This window comes from Aquimarina sp. BL5, from assembly GCF_003443675.1.
In the GTDB taxonomy this organism is placed as follows: Bacteria; Bacteroidota; Bacteroidia; order Flavobacteriales; family Flavobacteriaceae; genus Aquimarina.
Genome location: NZ_CP031963.1, coordinates 1468313 through 1486667 on the forward strand (window position 1 = coordinate 1468313; position 18355 = coordinate 1486667).

General features: G+C 33.5%; 16 protein-coding genes. 14 read left to right on the forward strand and 2 right to left on the reverse strand.

What is annotated here, in order from left to right; all coding sequences use genetic code 11:
• The first annotated feature begins 65 nt into the window (after nt 1-65).
• The 12 genes from D1818_RS06330 to D1818_RS06385 all read left to right on the forward strand — a co-directional run bounded on the left by D1818_RS06330 (nt 66) and on the right by D1818_RS06385 (nt 15698).
• On the forward strand, nt 66-1577 hold the full coding sequence (locus D1818_RS06330) for a RagB/SusD family nutrient uptake outer membrane protein (RefSeq protein ID WP_118457108.1): 1512 nt from the start codon (nt 66-68) through the stop codon (nt 1575-1577).
• Nucleotides 1577-3994, forward strand: a complete 2418-nt coding sequence (locus D1818_RS06335) for a polysaccharide lyase 6 family protein (RefSeq protein ID WP_233558592.1) — start codon at nt 1577-1579, stop codon at nt 3992-3994. Before D1818_RS06330 ends, D1818_RS06335 begins: the two co-directional genes overlap by 1 nt.
• 18 nt (nt 3995-4012) lie before the next feature.
• Nucleotides 4013-5590 (forward strand): IPT/TIG domain-containing protein, encoded by a 1578-nt coding sequence (locus tag D1818_RS06340; protein ID WP_118457110.1) that lies wholly within the window; start codon nt 4013-4015, stop codon nt 5588-5590.
• A gap of 44 nt (nt 5591-5634) precedes the next feature.
• Nucleotides 5635-7905, forward strand: a complete 2271-nt coding sequence (locus D1818_RS06345; protein ID WP_118457112.1) for an alginate lyase family protein — start codon at nt 5635-5637, stop codon at nt 7903-7905.
• Entirely contained in the window at nt 7902-8270 is a 369-nt protein-coding gene (locus D1818_RS06350) for a cupin domain-containing protein (protein WP_118457114.1), read from the forward strand. The genes D1818_RS06345 and D1818_RS06350 overlap by 4 nt, the downstream gene beginning before the upstream one ends.
• 4 nt (nt 8271-8274) lie before the next feature.
• Nucleotides 8275-9582, forward strand: a complete 1308-nt coding sequence (locus tag D1818_RS06355) for an MFS transporter (protein WP_118457116.1) — start codon at nt 8275-8277, stop codon at nt 9580-9582.
• Nucleotides 9583-9635: 53 nt separating this feature from the next.
• A complete protein-coding gene (locus D1818_RS06360; RefSeq protein WP_118457118.1) occupies nt 9636-10397 on the forward strand; it encodes an SDR family NAD(P)-dependent oxidoreductase in 762 nt (253 codons plus the stop codon).
• Nucleotides 10398-10414: 17 nt separating this feature from the next.
• The gene (locus D1818_RS06365) at nt 10415-11419 is read left to right on the forward strand and encodes a sugar kinase (RefSeq protein WP_118457120.1); all 1005 of its coding nucleotides are present in this window, start codon (nt 10415-10417) and stop codon (nt 11417-11419) included.
• A gap of 1 nt (nt 11420) precedes the next feature.
• Nucleotides 11421-12101 carry a bifunctional 4-hydroxy-2-oxoglutarate aldolase/2-dehydro-3-deoxy-phosphogluconate aldolase gene (locus tag D1818_RS06370; RefSeq protein ID WP_118457122.1) on the forward strand — a complete coding sequence of 227 codons (681 nt, stop codon included), beginning with the start codon at nt 11421-11423 and terminating at the stop codon, nt 12099-12101.
• Nucleotides 12102-12279: 178 nt separating this feature from the next.
• A complete protein-coding gene (locus tag D1818_RS06375; protein ID WP_118457124.1) occupies nt 12280-13629 on the forward strand; it encodes a T9SS type A sorting domain-containing protein in 1350 nt (449 codons plus the stop codon).
• 102 nt (nt 13630-13731) lie between these two features.
• Nucleotides 13732-14853 carry a T9SS type A sorting domain-containing protein gene (locus D1818_RS06380; protein ID WP_118457126.1) on the forward strand — a complete coding sequence of 374 codons (1122 nt, stop codon included), beginning with the start codon at nt 13732-13734 and terminating at the stop codon, nt 14851-14853.
• A 23-nt stretch (nt 14854-14876) separates the two neighbouring features.
• Complete coding sequence (locus tag D1818_RS06385) at nt 14877-15698, forward strand: heparin lyase I family protein (protein WP_118457128.1); 822 nt, start codon at nt 14877-14879, stop codon at nt 15696-15698.
• A 63-nt stretch (nt 15699-15761) separates the two neighbouring features.
• Here the strand turns inward: D1818_RS06385 and D1818_RS06390 are convergent, their stop codons facing one another.
• Together D1818_RS06390 and D1818_RS06395 are read right to left on the reverse strand one after the other, a co-directional pair.
• Entirely contained in the window at nt 15762-16616 is an 855-nt protein-coding gene (locus D1818_RS06390) for a DUF5777 family beta-barrel protein (RefSeq protein WP_118457130.1), read from the reverse strand.
• Nucleotides 16617-16649: 33 nt separating this feature from the next.
• Entirely contained in the window at nt 16650-17033 is a 384-nt protein-coding gene (locus D1818_RS06395) for a hypothetical protein (RefSeq protein ID WP_118463545.1), read from the reverse strand.
• Between the two features lie 127 nt (nt 17034-17160).
• Between D1818_RS06395 and D1818_RS06400 the strand changes: the two genes are divergently transcribed.
• Both D1818_RS06400 and D1818_RS06405 read left to right on the forward strand, forming a co-directional pair.
• Nucleotides 17161-17529: a hypothetical protein gene (locus D1818_RS06400; RefSeq protein WP_118457132.1), complete on the forward strand. Its 369-nt coding sequence runs from the start codon at nt 17161-17163 to the stop codon at nt 17527-17529.
• 13 nt (nt 17530-17542) lie between these two features.
• Nucleotides 17543-18082, forward strand: a complete 540-nt coding sequence (locus D1818_RS06405; RefSeq protein WP_118457134.1) for a YceI family protein — start codon at nt 17543-17545, stop codon at nt 18080-18082.
• The last annotated feature ends 273 nt before the right edge of the window (nt 18083-18355 follow it).

The following is an 18355-nucleotide window of genomic DNA, read 5'->3' on the forward strand; positions in this document are numbered from 1 at the left end:
AATTTCATATATAGTTAGCGGAAATTCGTTACAATAAATGAAATATAGACTGAAAAATATATATAATGAAACATATTTTTAAACTTCCAAACAGATTCATAAATTTTAATATTTATGCATTGTCCTTGACATTACTTATGGTGTCCTGTGATCTCGAAGAAGAAGTAATTTCCTTTAGAACGGATGACGACTTCTATCAAAACCAAGAAGAATTAGACAGAGGAATAATTGCTTCATATTCTAGTTTGTACGATGTAATGTCTGTAGAATGGAATATTACAGAACTACGTTCTGATAATACATTTACCAACCCTGATAGATCTCCAGAATCAGATGCTCCTCGTTTTACATTAGATCGCTTAACCGTAGACACTAATAACTCGATAAATCAAGCATACTATGCTAATTGTTATAAAACTATTGCTTTAACAAATAGAATTCTAGCGAATCTTGATGTTGCCGAAGACCAGGGTTTAAGAAATCAATACGAAGGCGAAGCAAAATTCCTTAGAGCATTAATGCATTTTAACTTAACACGACTGTATGGAAGTATTGTAATCTCCGATAGGGTATTGATCGGTGAAGAAGGTTTTCAATTATCTCGTAGACCTCAATCCGAAGTTTATCCTTTTATCATTCAAGATCTTGAAGATGCAATAGCACTTTTGCCTGAAGAATATGATGATTCAGAATTCGGACGAGCAACAGGAATTGCAGCTAGAACTATATTAGGAAAAGTTCACCTATCAAGTCCTACAAGAGATATAGAAGCCGCAATCACTCAGTTAGAATATGTTAGAGACAGAGGATTAAATGATCTTTTAACAAATTATGACGATCTTTTCGCGCCAGATAATGAGTTAAACAATGAAGTTATTTTTTCGGTTCGCTATGAACAAGGGCTTATCGGTTTAGGTTCTCCTTTCCCTAACTTTTTTGCTCCATTACAAAGTGATGGTAATGTAGTGTTTGGTAATGGTGATGGACTTAATGTTCCTACTGAAAATGTTTCCGATACATATGAAGTTGGAGATCTAAGAAAAGAAACTTCTATGGCAGATAGTTATATTTTCGTTGATGACAATGAAGAAACAGATGACATAGAAATTTTTATTAAACACGTTACTAAATACAATTCTGACTTTGCTGCATTAGACGATGGAGATGTGGACTGGCCAATAACAAGATTTGCTGATGTACTGTTAATGCTTTCTGAAGCATATGTAGATGCCAGAGGAATTTCTGAAGCTTTAATAGAATTAAACAAAGTAAGAGTGAGAGCTGGACTAACCGCTTTAACAGAAACTGATGTCAACTCAAGTTTTGCATTTAAACTAGCTTTAGAGAATGAAAGACGTCTAGAGTTTGCTTTTGAAAATCACAGATTCTTTGATCTCTTAAGAACTAATAGAGCTTTAACTGTTATAAACGAGCACTTTGCTAATGAGTTTGCATATAACAACCCTGATAATCCGGATCTTGACGCAAGTCCTATTTCCGATTTCCAATTACTATTACCAATACCACAAAGAGAAATTGATCTAAATCCTAATTTAGCTCAAAACATTGGTTATTAATGACTCTAACTAAACAACATATCATTACTACTATAGTATCAATCCAACTCTTTTTTATTGGATGCATGAGTTTCGCTAATGAGATTAAAGTAGCTACTATTGACGAATTCAATACAGCTATACAATCTGTAAAAGCAGGTGATCGCATCATACTAAAAAATGGAGAATGGAAAGATGTTAAATTAGTAGTTAAAGGTCAAGGGAGCTCAGAAAACCCAATTATAATTGAAGCAGAAGAATCCGGTAAAGTATTTATTACCGGAGATTCTAGCTTAAAAATGGCTGGAAATCATATAATAGTTAAAGGTTTATGGTTTAAAAATGGATATGCTTCTGGTAAATCTGTAATCTCCTTTAGAATAAACTCTAAAGAATTTGCTAATCATTCCAGAATAACTAATTGTGCAATTACGTATTATAATCCAAAGTCAAAAGCTACTGATTATAAATGGGTAAGCGTTTGGGGTAAGAACAATAGAGTAGATCACAATTATTTTGCAGGCAAAACAAACTCCGGTACGACCTTGGTAGTTTGGCTAAAAGGTGAAGAACATATCAATAACAATCATAGAATTGATCACAACTATTTTGGAGAAAGACCATCTTTAGGTTTTAATGGAGGAGAAACAATTAGAATAGGAACTAGCAAAAATTCTTTATTATCATCCAGAACTATTGTGGAAGATAATGTTTTTGAAAAATGCAATGGAGAAGTAGAAATTATTTCGAATAAGTCTTGTGATAATGTATATCGTAACAATCTTTTTTTAGAAAGTGAAGGTGTGTTAACCTTAAGACATGGAAATAGATGTTTAATTGAAAGTAATGTGTTTATTGGAAATCAAAAACCAAACACTGGAGGTATTAGAATCATCAATGCAGGTCATGTTGTTAGAAATAATTTGATGATGAATCTTACTGGTGATGGCTTTAGAGGTCCAATTGTGGTTATGAATGGCGTACCTAATAGTCCCGCAAACAGATACCACCAAGTTAAAGACGTAAAAATCCAGAATAATACGATTATCAATTGTTCTCCAATTCAGTTTTGTGCAGGAAAAGATGAAGAAAGATCCTTAGCTCCTATTAACACCGTTTTCGAAAACAATTTAATCTTTAACGATAATGGTGGTGATATTGTTACAGTTCACGATAAATTAGATGGATTTAAGTTCTCCGGAAACATTCTTGATACTGAAAAAAGTTTCGATAAATCAGGTTTCTCAAAGGTTAAAGTAGACTGGGACACTTTAGAAAATATTCTTTATGTACCGAAAGTTACTAATGAAGAATTACTAAAAAAATCCAAACTCGAAAACAAATCACCTAAGTTTGATATTACGGGAGATAAGAGAAGTACTTTTGTTGCCGGAGCATATAATCTTGGAAATAATAAGCTCCCGAAAGCACTTGTTTTAAAAAGTGGTACTTCTTGGGATTCAAAAGTAAAACCTCAGAAAACAATAGTAGAACCTGAAATTATTGAAGTAGAACCAGGTGTAGGGACTTTACGCAAAGCATTAAAAAAAGCTTCTTTTGGTAGTATCCTTAATTTAAAATCGGGAGAATACATTTTAGAAAAAGGCATAAAAGTCACAACTAGCGTTACTATTCAAGGAAACTCTAAAGACGGAAAACCTTTATTAAAAGTAAAAGAAGGCTTAGAAAAAAATCCAACCTATTTCTTTAGAGTTGAAGGAGGTAATTCCTTACGACTAAATAATATTGAAATATCAGGAGACTTAAGTGTTCCTATCAAATATGCAGTAGTTTCTCCTGACAAAGGCATATCTGAGACTTATTCTGTATTTATTGACAATTGTCATATTCACAGTTTTAATAATAAAAAAGGCGGCAGTGTATACAAAGCATACAAAGGAACCTTTGCCGACACAGTAAGTATTGTCAATTCCAGAATTGAAAAAGCTTACAGAGGTATTAATCTATCTGAAGAAAAAGACGATAGCGGAAAATACAACGCTCAAGTTGTACATATTGATAACACAATTTTTAAAGATATTGAGCAATGGGCTATAAACTATTATAGAGGAGGAACTGATGAGTCAACTTTGGGAGGAAAACTTATAGTTGATAATTCGGTATTCAGTAATGTAGGGAATACAGAAAAGGGTACAGTGATAAGAAATAAAGGTATCGTTTCTGTTGACATCAAAAACTCAGTATTCGAAAAAAGCTATAAAGTTGTGAATCCTGTCAACCTAAAAGGAAATAAAAACACGATTAGTAACTGTGTCATTTTTGACTGCGGTACTGTAAAAATAACAAAAGGAGCATCTGCTACAGATGTAATGTATAAAAACCCAAAATGGGAAGATAAAAACAATTTCATTCCAAGTGAGAAATCACCGTTACTTAAAACAGAACGTATCGGATTGAAATGGGAAGCAAAAAAATAAAATTAATACCATAGAATTATGAAAAATTACGAAGCATCTTTCAAGAGAATCCTAGCAGGGCTATTGGTTTTCGGTTTAATGTTGATATTTGTAATATCCTCATCTTGTGACGCGGATATAGAAGTGGATCAAACTGTTGAAGAAATTGAATCTGCAACTCCAATAATATCTAGTTTTTCTCCGTCCAGCGCAGAAATACTTGAAGACGTACTTGTAGAAGGAGAATTTCTACAATTCGTGGATAGAGCTACTATTGGTGGTATTCCTACCGAAATTAAAAGTAAGATTAGTGACACTCAAATTTTACTTAGAGTTGACCCAGCTGTTGTCTCAGGATCAATTATACTTATTAATGATTTAAGTAGACAAGGTGCTGAAAACTTAGAATTTACAGCGACTTCAACTGAAAGTTTAACTGTATCGTATCCTGTCCCTTCTGTAACAAGTGCAATACCAAGTGAAGCTACTGCAAATGACCTGTTAATTATAGAAGGTGCTAATCTCGGTGTAGTATCAAGCGTTACATTTGGAGGAGTTCCCGGTGTGATATCTTTTCAAGAAAATGGTGTGATAGTAGTAAAGGTTCCTAATCCAGGAACTTTAGCCCCTGTCGCTATAAATTTAGTTTACAATAGCAATAGTGGTGAAATTACACAAGAATTAAGTGCTTCTTTCTTAGTTAATATACCGACACCAGAACTTTCAACCGTACCAAGAATAATGTCCAGAGATAACGTTGTGGTAATTAAAGGCGATAATATGGATTTTACAAGTTCAGTAACTGTAGACGGTGTTAACGCAGAAATATTGGAGCTCGATGAGGATCAAGATCCAGAAGATGAAATAAACTTTATGGTACCACCTGGAGTAACAACAGGTATCACAGAAGTTATTATTACAGATACAGAAATGCGCCAGACTATATTTAACATACCTTATATTAATGGGCCATATTATGAATATTATGATTTTGACAACAAAGCTGTTGAAACCGTAAGAGATAATAAAAACGGGGATCCTTCAGAAGTGGTATTATCATTAGGAGAAGATCAATCAGAGCAGCCAAGGTTTACTGGAATGACAGAATCTTTTGGAAATAGATATTTACACTTAGATTATCCTAAAGCAACTACTAGTACATTAGTATCCATATACGGATACCAATTTAGTACAGGTGGTGTTGATTATGGAACCGAAGAAATGGCACAAGAATCAGCTGCGTTAGCAGACCCTGCAGGTAGATTTGGAGGGAATCCTGTGTTACATTTTTGGATGAGAATCAATGGTGCAGACTGTAGAACAAAAATATATTTAGGTACTTCCAGTGCTCAGCGTAGGGAATCTAATGGTCCACTTTTAGATACTGGTGGAGAATGGGTATTAGTTGCTGTGAGACTTAATGGATTTATGGATAGTGCAGCCGATTTTTCGAGATTCCACTTTCGTCTTACCGCTGGTAACTCTGATGATAATATTCCCAGATCTGTTGATTATGATTGGATTATTGTAACTGATAGAGTACTCACAGAATTCGGAGCCGTAGATTACTCGGCAGCTTCAATTACAGACCAAACTAACTGGAAAGATCAAGGTTAATAGAAGAATAAAAACCTTAATTATTTTTATAAAAAAATTATTGAATGATCCAATCACCTTTACATACTAAATGGTTAAGGTTAGGCACACTTTGTCTAACCTTAATCCTAGGTGTGATACATTTCAGCTGTAATACAGAAGAAGAAACTGAGAAGAAAACAGCATCTGTTCAATACCAAAAACCTGTACTCTCACTATCTGTTTCAAATGCTAAAGAAATAAAAGAGTTATTAAGTACAAATGACGTTCTAAAAACCTCCTTTGAACAACAGAAAGAAAAGGCAGACAAAGCAATAATCAATGGTATTGAAGTACCTACCCCAAAAGATCCTGGTGGTGGATATACTCACGAAAAACATAAGCGCAATTATGGAGAAATGTATGCTGCAGGAATTGCTTACGCAATAACTGGAGATGCTAAATATTCAGAATTTGTAACAGATATGTTATTGGTATATGCGAAAATGTATCCTAATTTATCCTTACACCCTAAAAGCAAAGAAAATCATCCAGCCGGAAAACTTTTCTGGCAAGGACTAAATGAAAGTGTTTGGTTAGTTAATTCGATACAAGCTTATAACCTAGTAAGTGATGCTATTTCTGAAGAAAACAAAACAATAATTGAAGATAGTGTCTTTAAAAAAGTAGCAGAATTTATCAGTGTAGATTCTAAAAAAACATTTAATAAAATACATAACCATGGAACCTGGGCAGTAGCGGGTGTTGGTATGACGGGATATGTTCTCAAAGATCAGGATATGGTAGACCGTGCTCTTTACGGAAGTAATAAGGATAAAGAAACTGGCTTTCTTAAACAGATAGATATGCTTTTTTCTCCAGAAGGGTATTATTCTGAAGGCCCTTATTATCAGCGATATGCTATGATGCCTTTTATGCTTTTCGCTCAAGCCATTCAGATCAACCAACCTGATCTAAAAATTTTCGAATACCGAGATCAATTATTAGGCAAAGCGGTAACCACAGTATTGCAACTAACTGATGAAAATGGAGCATTTTTTCCTTTTAATGATGCATTAAAAGAAAAAAACTATTTAACTAGTGAATTGATATTTGCCAGCAATATTGCATACGCCTACTATAAAGATAGCTCGCTACTGCCTATTACCTTAGCACACGAAAAAGTTAGTATCTCAGGTGCTGGATTAGAAGTTGCTAAAGCATTAGAAAACTTTAATCCCATAGCTTATGAAAAAAAACCATTACTAATTACAGACGGAAAAGATGGAGAAGATGGCGGATTAGCATTATTAAGAATGCCTAATGGAAGAAAAGATGAAAAAATCACATCTGTATTTAAATTTGCTTCTCAAGGGATGGGACATGGACATTTTGATAGACTTTCTTTATTCTTATATGACGGTAAACAAGAAATACTACAAGATTATGGTGCAGCAAGGTTTCTTAATGTAGAATCTAAAAAAGGTGGACGCTATTTACCTGAGAACAAAACATGGGCAAAGCAAACTATAGCTCATAATACAGTTACAGTAGATGAAACTTCTCAATTCGGAGCTAATGTAAAAGCATCAAGTAAAGTAAGTCCAAAACTACTATTTTCGAATCTAAAAGATTCAAATTTTCAAATTGTTAGTGCAAAAGAAGAGAATGCATACGAAGGAGTTAATATGCAACGGACATTAGCCATTATTAAAGACAAAGCTACAAAAAGACCTCCTTTCATCATTGATGTATATACTATTAAATCTAAAGAAGCACATCAATACGATCTGAACTTCATGTACCAAGGACATATAATGGAGACTAATTTTGAGTATGAGAAAGAAAACACATTGTCCGAATTAGGTGTTAAAAATGGTTATCAACATTTATGGAAATTGGCTCAGGGAAAAAGTAATAAGGATTTTGCAACTTTAACTTGGTTAAACCAGAATCGCTTCTACTCTATCTCCAGTCATATAAGCCCAGAAAGTAAGATGGTTTTTTCTAGATTAGGAGCTAATGACCCTGATTTCAACCTAAGAAATGACGCTTCTTATATGCTAAGAGAAAGTAATAAAAAAGATCATACGTTTATAAACGTAATAGAACCTCATGGAAACTTTGATCCAAAATTAGAATCAGTTCAAAATCCACATTCTGATGTTAGTACTATTCAGTTAGTCTATTCTGATGATAATTATACGATTGTTAAAATTACATTCAAAAATGATGAGCAATACACCTTAGCGATTGTTAATCAAGAACACGATCCACATAAACAACATCAAATAACCGTTGATAACCAAGAATATCAATGGAAAGGAAATTATAATCTAAAACCAACTAAAAAATGAGTTATTCAAAAATAAAAAGTGACGTATTCTTTGTAACTAAAGATAAACCATGGGAACAAGCTGCCGAAGGTATCAAGCGTCAGATGATCGGTTATGACGTGAATATAATGATGGTGAAAGTAGACTTCGAAAAAGGAGCTATCGGGTATATCCACGACCATTTCCACTCTCAAACCACTTATGTAGAATCAGGAAGTTTTGAAGTTACTATTGGAGAAGAAAAAAAAGTATTAAATGCCGGTGATGGATTTTTTATTCCACCAAATGTTCCTCACGGTGCTGTCTGTCTGGAAGCTGGAGTTCTTATCGATGTATTCAGTCCAATAAGAGAAGATTTTTTAGAAATTTCACACCAAAAGAAGTAGTTAGATGACTAAATTTAAAGGATTACGTTGGTGGGTCATAGGATTAATTGCCTTGGCTACCGTGATTAATTATATCGACAGGCAATCGCTTAGCGTATTGTGGCCAGATATTGCTGAAGAATTATATCCTGATAAGTCCACAGACGAGCGAAAAGACATCTATGGTTGGATCTCCTCTATTTTCCTATTTTCTTACGCTTTTGGTCAAGCTATTTTTGGAAAGATTTTTGACAAAATAGGTACACGATTAGGTTTCGCTATTTCGATAGGTTTTTGGTCTATAGCTACTGCGTTGCATGCATTAGCAAAGGGCTTTCTTAGTTTTTCGATCTTCAGATCTATTTTAGGTGTTGCTGAAGCAGGAAATTGGCCTGGTGCTGCAAAAGCAAATGCAGAGTGGTTCCCATCTAAGGAACGTGCTTTTGCTCAAGGAATTTTCAACTCGGGTGCTGCCATTGGAGGAATCATATCAATTCCTGCTATTGCTTTTATGACTATTCATTTTAGTTGGCAAATGATATTTATCATCATAGGGGTTATGGGATTACTATGGTTAATTCCTTGGATGCTAATAATGAAAGCACCACCAGGAAAACACCCTTGGCTTACAGAAAAAGAGAGATATTACATTCTTGACAAATCGAAATCAGAAAGTAAAAATCAAGAAAATATAAACGAACTTGATGAATACAACCCAGAAACTGGCAAAATGCTATCTCATAAAGAGAGTTGGGGAGTAATTTTTGCCTCAGCAGCAATCGATCCCATATGGTGGCTTTTTGTATTCTGGATTCCTATTTATCTATCAGAAGTATATGGTATGGATGTTAAAGCCGTAGGAATATATGGTTGGGTTCCCTATGTTGGAGCAATGATTGGTGCTTGGTTTGGAGGACTTTTGGCACAAAATCGTATTAAATCAGGTTGGAATATTAATAAAACTAGAAAATTCGTTATTACCCTAGGCTGTTTAATTATGCTTCCTTGTTTCTATTTACTATCCGATCCAGGAAGTCCAGTCAATGCGGTGATAATTATGGCTGTTATTCTTTTCGGATTTCAAACGGCTATTGGAAATATACAGACATTACCGAGCGACTTATTTGGTAAAAAAACAGTTGGAACGCTCTCTGGTCTGTCCGGAATGTCAGCAAAATTTGCTGGAGTAGGTCTTACCGCATTAGTATCTACGTTAACCGCTGGAGGAAATTATACACCTGCATTTATAGTTGGAGGCGTTTTAACCTTAATAGTACTGGCAAGTGTTTGGATTTTATGTGGTAATATTCAACCGTTAAAAGCTAAGAAATAATAAAATATAAAATTAATCAACTATCAATAATTATAATAAATAAAAGAAAAAAAATGAGTTCAAAAGGAAAAATTGCCATTGTAACCGGTGCTACCGGAGGAATTGGTTTCGCAGTCGCAAAAAGATTAGGTAGCGATGGATATACAGTAATTCTAAATGGTATAGAGGATGAAAAAGGAGCTGAAAGAGTAAAAGAGCTTACAGCCCAAGGAATAACTGCAGAATATTATGGATTCGATGTTACAAACGAAGAAGCAGTTACTTCAAACATCGTAGCTATTGGAGAAAAATATGGTAAAATTGATCTACTTGTAAATAACGCTGGTGGATTAGGTGGTAGATCTAGATTTGAAGGAATGACAACAGAGTTTTATAGATCTGTGATGGCATTAAATCTTGATTCAACCTTTTTTGCTTCTAGAGCTGCTATTCCATATCTTAAAAAAGGAGAAAATGCTTCTATCATCAACTATACATCTAATGCGGGATGGACTGCAGGAGGTCCTGGTGCGGGAATTTACGGAACATCTAAAGCTGCAGTTAATGCGATAACCAGAGCATTAGCAAAAGACCTTGCAGAATATAGCATTAGAGTAAATGCAGTATCACCAGGTACCATTGATACTCCGTTCCACGCCCAAATTAAATCTACGAAACCTGAAGTTTTTGCATCTTGGAAAAATAATATTATGTTAGGGAGGCTAGGACAACCAGAAGATGTTGCTTCTGTTGTTTCATTCTTAGCAAGTGAAGACGCTGCTTTTATAACTGCTGAAACTATTCAGATTGGTGGTGGGCAAGCTTTAGGTATTTAAATTTAAAATCATATAAAATGAAAAAAGTAGTAACCTTTGGAGAAGTTTTAATGCGTATAGCTCCTTTAGGCAACAAAAAATTAAAACAATCTAACCAATTAGAATACTACTTTGGTGGGACTGAAGCGAACGTAGCAATATCGCTCGCTCAATTCGGAAACAATACACAACATATTACAGCAGTATCCAACGATTTTGTTGGTGATGCATCAAAGAGCTACTTGCAGAAACTGGGAGTAGATACTGGTTTGATTATTGACTCGCGTCATCCTCTGGGATTATATTTCCTGGAGGTTGGTGCAGTCATGCGATCAAGCACTATAGCGTATAACAGAGCTAACTCAGCTTTTTGTAACATAGACCCTGACGAGATTAATTGGGAAAAAGCCTTAGAAAATTGTGATTGGTTCCACTGGACGGGTATTACCCCTGCTCTATCTCTAAACGTCTTTACAGCACTGAAACAAGGGTTAGAAATCGCTAATAAAAAAGGAATTACAATATCCGCAGATCCAGCGTACAGAAGTGGTCTATGGAATTATGGTCACGAAGCAAAAGAAGTTCTTAGTGAGTTGGTAGCGTTGTCTAATATTTTTATTGGAGGACCTAATGAAATTAATGAACTGTTAGCAACCAATTTCTCTTTCGATAATGATGATTTCACAAAAGCAAGTAAGCTTTTAATAGAGAAATATTCTAATATCAATGGAGTTTTTGACAAAACAAGAATTTCTCTGAACGCAAGCTGGCATAAGATCAAAGCTAGAATGTGGAATGGTAAAGAGTTTTATGAAACCAATGAACTAGAAATAACACATGTAGTTGATAGAATTGGTACTGGTGATGCTTATGCTGCTGGATTAATTCAAGGGCTATTGCATTATGACGATATAAAAGCATTACAATTTGCAAATGCTTCCTGCGCTCTAAAACATACGATAGAAGGAGATGCTAATCTAGTAACAGAAGCCGAAGTATTAAGTATTATTGAAGGTAACATATCAGGAAGAATAAAAAGATAATATGGCACAGTACACAAGAATAGAAGTTGCACAAGTGATGGGAAACACAGGAATTGTTCCCCTATTTTATCATCAGGATATAGAGATCGCAAAAAAAGTTATTCAAGCTTGTTATGATGGGGGTGCTAGGGTATTTGAATTTACAAACAGAGGAGATCACGCAGCAGATATTTTTACGGAATTATCAAAATGGATTGCTAAAGAACTTCCTGGGATGATCTTAGGTATCGGTTCTATAGTGGACGCTGGTACAGCATCACTATATATTCAGAAAGGAGCTAATTTTATAGTTTCTCCAATTCTAAATGCTGAAATAGCTAAAGTATGCAATAGAAGAAAAATTGCATGGTTACCCGGCTGTGGAACGTTAACAGAAATAAATTATGCTGAAGAATTAGGTGCAGAAATAGTAAAAATATTTCCTGCAGCCCAAGTTGGAGGAGCTGATTTTATAAAAGGTATAAAAGCACCTTGTCCTTGGACAAGTATCATGCCAAGTGGAGGCGTAACTCCCGAAAAGAAAAACTTGATTGATTGGTTTAATGCAGGAGTGCACTGTGTAGGAATGGGATCCAAGCTTATTGTAAAAGATACTCAAGGAAACTATGATTATGCCAAAATAACTGAATTAACCAAAAACTCCCTCCAAATTGTGGAGTATGTAAGAAAGGACAATCTCTAAAACTTAAGATAACTTATCTACAAAGTCTATTTCTCACTACTAAATCAATAAATAATTAAGCTAATTATATGATTTTCAACAAAAGTTGTGTTAAATAAAATAAATTCATATATTTGGTTGACCAATTTGGTTGACCAAATACAAACAAACTTCACCTGACATTAAAATTTAGACAATTATGAAAAATTTATTACTATTATTAACTACTTTGGGTAGTTTTAGCTTTATATCAGCTCAAACTTACGACAACAGCACTTACTTCATCAATGAGATAATTCCTAGTCCTCCTAATTCTTCATCAACATTAGTAAATCATACAGATAACACTAGTGTAGCAGATCATAAATTTGATGCTGATGATACTTTTGAATATTTTGAATTTAGAGGAACTCCAAATGCTACTATTGACGATGGTGTGTACTTTATCGTTGTAGACGGCGATGGAGATGATAGTGATGTAGGTAGTAATATAGGAAAAGTGCGAGACGCTATTGATTTAAGTGGATTAACGTTTGGAAGCAATGGGATTCTTTCTATTGTTGCAAATATGACTTTTGAAGCAGGTTCTGTAGATCAAAGTGGAGCTAACATTGAAGGTACTAAAATGACCAACCCTTATGCAGCTGCTTTAGCTGCCTCAGGTGCGAATGTTATTACTGTAGAATTGGAGGGAACTCCTGTATGGACGGATGAATTGGATCCGGAAGACGGTAGTCTTGATACACTTAATAATTTCACAAGTGTTTCTGCTGTTACTAATTCAATTGGATATGATGGTAGTATAAATGATCAAAGTAGCACATATATGTTAATCAAATCCACCACTGGATCGCCTAAAGATTTAATAATTGATACAGATGAAAATGGAATAATTGATGATGCAACAGCTGCACCTGGTGCGGATCATTTATCTTGGACAATTTATGACTCAGTGAGTATTCTTGATGACGATGATATATCTTCTCCTGAAGTTGGTGAATTTGCTTATGGTCAAATTATTTTTGTTGAAATTCTTACTGATAGCGATCCTTTTTTAAATTATGATAATACATTATCAACTGTTGTAACTCTTCAACAATACCCTATGTATATAGCTAGATTTGATGGAACAACTGGTTATGTTGGAGGTACAGATTGGATGGCTGGTCGTCTTAATTCTAATTCCTTTCCAGAATGGCAAATTAGTACAAATGAGGCGAGAAACATCCCTGTTTCATTAACAGGAACAACCGTACCATTAGATACTTATGGAGAGCCTAACATAACAACGAATGTTCTTTCTATTACAGAACAAGAATTAACAGAGGATTTTTCTTTTTTCCCTAATCCAACTACTAACGTAATCAATATAAGTTCTAAGAATGATATCATTTCATCTATCGAGGTAGTAAACATAACTGGTCAAATATTAATACAAAAAGATAGTAACTTAGATGTTATCGATTTAACGGATTTCTCTACCGGATTGTATTATATGAATATATATGGTGATGGAGCTAAAATTACTAAAGCAATAGTTAAAAACTAAAACATTTTAAAAAGTTTGATTTTAATTTGAGTTTAGATGATATCCTTGCATATTTTTGCAGGGATATCACTATTAAAGCCATAACTTAAAACATAATATACGATGAAACTATTTACGCTAATTTTTGTTTTATTTATAAGTTTTAGTACTAAAGCTCAGGTAACGTTAGACGCTAATGGCCCTGGTGACACCTATGAACTCATTAATAGTGTTTTTGCTCCAACTAGTGGAAATGTTATAGAAGCTCCTGGAGTTACAGGTAGTTCTTGCGATAATCATTCGACATATTCCGGTACAGACGGCAATCGTCATATAGACGAAATATTTGATGCTGATTTGGGTATTAATGTTTTTAGATTTATTATTCACGTAGATGAAGACATTGATCGTGACAAATGTTCTACTACCGATCGACAACGTAATGAAATAAAAACCTACGCTCCTTCTCCAGACAATCTGAAAGGGGTACTTGGAGAAACTGTACAATATAAATGGAAGTTTAAAATTGATGCTAATTTTCAACCTTCTGGAAGTTTTACTCATTTTCATCAATTAAAATCTGTAGGAGCAGATTCTGCAGAAGAAAGCCAACCATTGATTACCTTAACAGCCAGAAAAGCAAGTCCAGATCGATTGGAATTAAGATATGCTCCAACAACTTCGCAATCCACGCTTACTACAGTAAATCTATCACTTTTAAGAGGTAATTGGGTAGAAGTCGTAGAAACAGTTACCTACGGTGAAACTAATAATGCGATCTATAATATCATTATTACCAATATTAGTACCGGAGCAGAGATCCTGAACTATTCTTCATCTGAACTAAGAATGTGGAAAACAAACGCTGATTTCATTAGACCAAAGTGGGGAATATATAGAAGTCTAAATTCTTCTTCTGATTTAAGGGATGAAGAAGTATTATATGCTAACTTCTCGGTAACTGAAAATCCTACACTCTCTATACCAAGGATATCAGAAAAAGAACTATTCCAAGTATTCCCAAATCCTGCGAGCGCATCCATAAATTTCAATCTTTCAACAAATACAAATAATTACGAAGTACTAATCATTGATGGATCAGGAAAATTAGTCACTAAATTAAATGGATTAGGAATAGATAACAAATTAGATATCAGCAATCTTGCTAAGGGTATCTATTTTATAAAATTGGTAGATAAGAAGACTAATACTTTTACTATAAAAAAAGTAATAAAAACAAATTAGTAAAAAGTTCAAACAAAAATATTATGAGATCAGTTCTAATACTATTTGCTTTTTTAGCATACTTTTCTGCATATTCTCAGGTTACTCTTATTGCAGACGGCCCTGGAGACACCTATGAACTTATTACTTCCAAACTTGCTCCAGGTTATAAGCCCATTGAAGCACCAGGGAAAAAGAAAGGTGATTGCGACAACCATTCAAGTTTTAATGACACACATATTACGGAAGTTTTTAATCAAGAATTACAAAAGAATGTATTCAAATTTGTTATTCATGTCGAAGAAGATAATGATCGCTGTAAGAAATTCGATAGACAACGTAACGAAATTAAAAGTTATAAATCATCCCCTGATAATCTCAAAGGAGTTTTAGGAGAAACTGTAGAATATAAGTGGAAATTTAAACTGGATAAAGGTTTCCAGCCTTCTAAAAAATTCACACATCTACATCAATTAAAGGCTGTAGGCGGATTTGATAAAGATATGCCACTCATCACACTTACTGCCAGAAAAGGAAGTGTTGATCGCTTAGAATTAAGATATTCTTCTGGCTTAGACCAAAACACATTAACCTATGTAGCATTAAGCGCTTTTAAAGGGAAATGGGTAGATGTTATTGAAACCGTTACTTATGAAGAAAAAGGTAAAGCTAAATTTTCTATACTAATTAAGGATTTAAAAACCGGTGCAAAAATACTCGAGTATAACGACGATACTTTAAGAATGTGGAAAACACAAGCTGACTTTATTCGACCAAAATGGGGTATCTACAGAAGTCTAAAACACTCATCTGACCTAAGAGACGAAGAAATACTATTTGCTGACTTTTCTATTACAGAAATCTAATTAAGCTTCAAACTTAAATACAAATCTTAACCCAAAAACGATGAAACTGAATCTTTAACAACCTTAAAGATCAAAAACTCTGCTCAAATTAAATCCAAAGAAAAAATCACCATCTCCCCAATCTCCAGATCCTTGACCTAAGAAACCGTTTTCGAACATAGGTTGTGCATTTGTAAAATGCACCTGAAATACATGCCCTCCCGTTTCTATATCAAAACCGATAGATAGTGGGTTTTTAAACGTCGAACTACTACTTCTATTAAAATGATACCCATAATCTAAATTAAGACTAAAACGGTTAGTTAATTTATAACGCCCTCCTACTCCCATAATAAACTGAGAATTATCCTGATCATCAAATCGAACAAAATTTTCATGTAAATAAGAAGGTGCTAATTCTAGCGAAAGTCTTTTACTTACTTTTTTAGAAATCAAAATTTGAGACACATAAGATAACCTATTATTAAATTCTAATTTAGGCAGTTGATCTTTTTCTAAACCAGTATTAATAGTTAGTAAATTGTATCCAACAATAGTAAAAGGAAATCCTCCTTTTTTCTGTCTTGCGATCCTATATTTAATATGGCCTCCATACGTTTTTTGAAACGAGCTACGAGCAATACCTACGTTTAACCCATCCGTTATACCATAGATAAACTTAAGTTGGGTAACCGCCTGATCTAATCCAAAAAAATCATCAATACCATTTTCTACACTACCAAAACGGTGAGCAACTACAAAAAATAAGTTTCGCTTATTAACCAATTTTGTAGATTCAAAATTTACAATCTTAAGTCCTTTAAAAGTAGAGGTTACATAATTGTCTTCCTGAACTTCCGACGCTAACTCATCTAACAGGTCATCTTGAGCAAATGTAATGGACGGAAATAAAAATAGAAGGAATAAGAGTTTTCTCATAAAAATGATTTTAAAATACTAATTAAAGACAAATTATTTAATAATTGATGCTTGATCTAACTTAACCACTTCCAAAAGTTCATCATATCCTATACATCTTCCTTTTATGGCATATTTTGAATTTAAACTAGATTCAGAAATATTATGATTAATGTCAAAAGTACAATACGCAGCATCATTTAGCATTAAAGAATTAGCCTCTATTTCTGTTAGTTTTCCCTCAACAATAATTGTTTTATTCAGATACTTTTTAGAAGTTACATCAGAATTTTCCGAAAACTCTCTTGCTAATTCGGTTGCATCCACTGTAAATTCAGCCTTCTCTCCCTGAATGTCTCTATGAGATTGGTACACATATTTATATCCAACAAAAGCCGCAATTCCTAGAATTAAAATTACTATTAGTAGTTTTTTCATTGTACTTTTTCTGTTTAAACTTGTTTTAAAAGTATGAAAATTATCCACCTAATGAAACTTATTTTTGCATATCAACTAAATTTAATCTAATTTCTACCATTCAAAACTAAAATTCAAAAAGGAATTTATGAAAGTATATTTTTTCAAATTTTTGATTCTTTGCATAATTACAATAAGTATAAGTTGTGAAAATGATAGTGAAAATGATTTAATAGATGTGACACCGCCTGTTACAGTTGTTACCTATGATAATAATGTAAAAGCTATTATTGATAATAATTGTACTTCTTGTCATAATGACCCTCCTATTAACTTTGCACCAATGCCGCTTCTAACCTTTGATCAAGTAAAAGAAGCAGTAGATAACAGAGGATTGCTTGATAGAGTTTCTTCAGAAGACACTAACTTTTTAATGCCTGCTGGAGGGCCTAGACTACCACAAACTACCATAGATATTATTTTACAATGGAATACCGATGGATTATTAGAACAATAAAAACTGTCATACTATGAAAAATTTCTTATTCTTTTTATTACTATTTGTTTCAGCATCTATTGTTGCTCAAGGAAAGTTTATTACCAAAAAAGGCACTATTAATTTTGAAGCTTCTGTACCCGCTTTTGAAGAGGTAAAAGCGAAAAACACAACGGTAACTGCTATTCTAAATACCGATAATGGAGAGTTCGCAGCTTTAGCTCTAATGAAAGGATTTCGTTTTAAAAATGCTTTAATGGAAGAGCATTTTAATGAAAACTATATTGAATCAGACGATTATCCTAAAGCAACTTTTAAAGGTAACCTTCTAGATTTTGACAATACTAATATACAGAATGAATATACTATTAAAGGAACCTTATCATTGCACGGCAAATCAAAAGAAATTGAAACAAAAGCTGTTCTTAATAAAGACGATGATGATACAATTTCTATTACTTCAAGCTTTATAACCAAAGCTGAAGAATTTGATATTAAGATTCCAGGCATAGTTAGTAAAAAGATAGCGGACGATGTCTCCGTGTCATTCAACTTTGTTCTAAAAAAGAAATAATTTTTTCAAATTCTATTTTTTCAACTTGAAAAATTCCTTTTTTAAATTCAATTTTTCCTCTTTAGCGTGTTTTAATTGAGTGTATACAAATTAACCATGTTATTTGCGGTAATAAACCTTGAATGTTAATTCATTCAAAATTTCTCTAAGTATTAACTATATATCCCGTCAACGATCATGTAATTATCCATAAAATCAATATATTTAGATTCCAGCACAATAATGATTAGTAAAAACAAATAACATTATTTTAAAATGATGTTCTAATTAAAA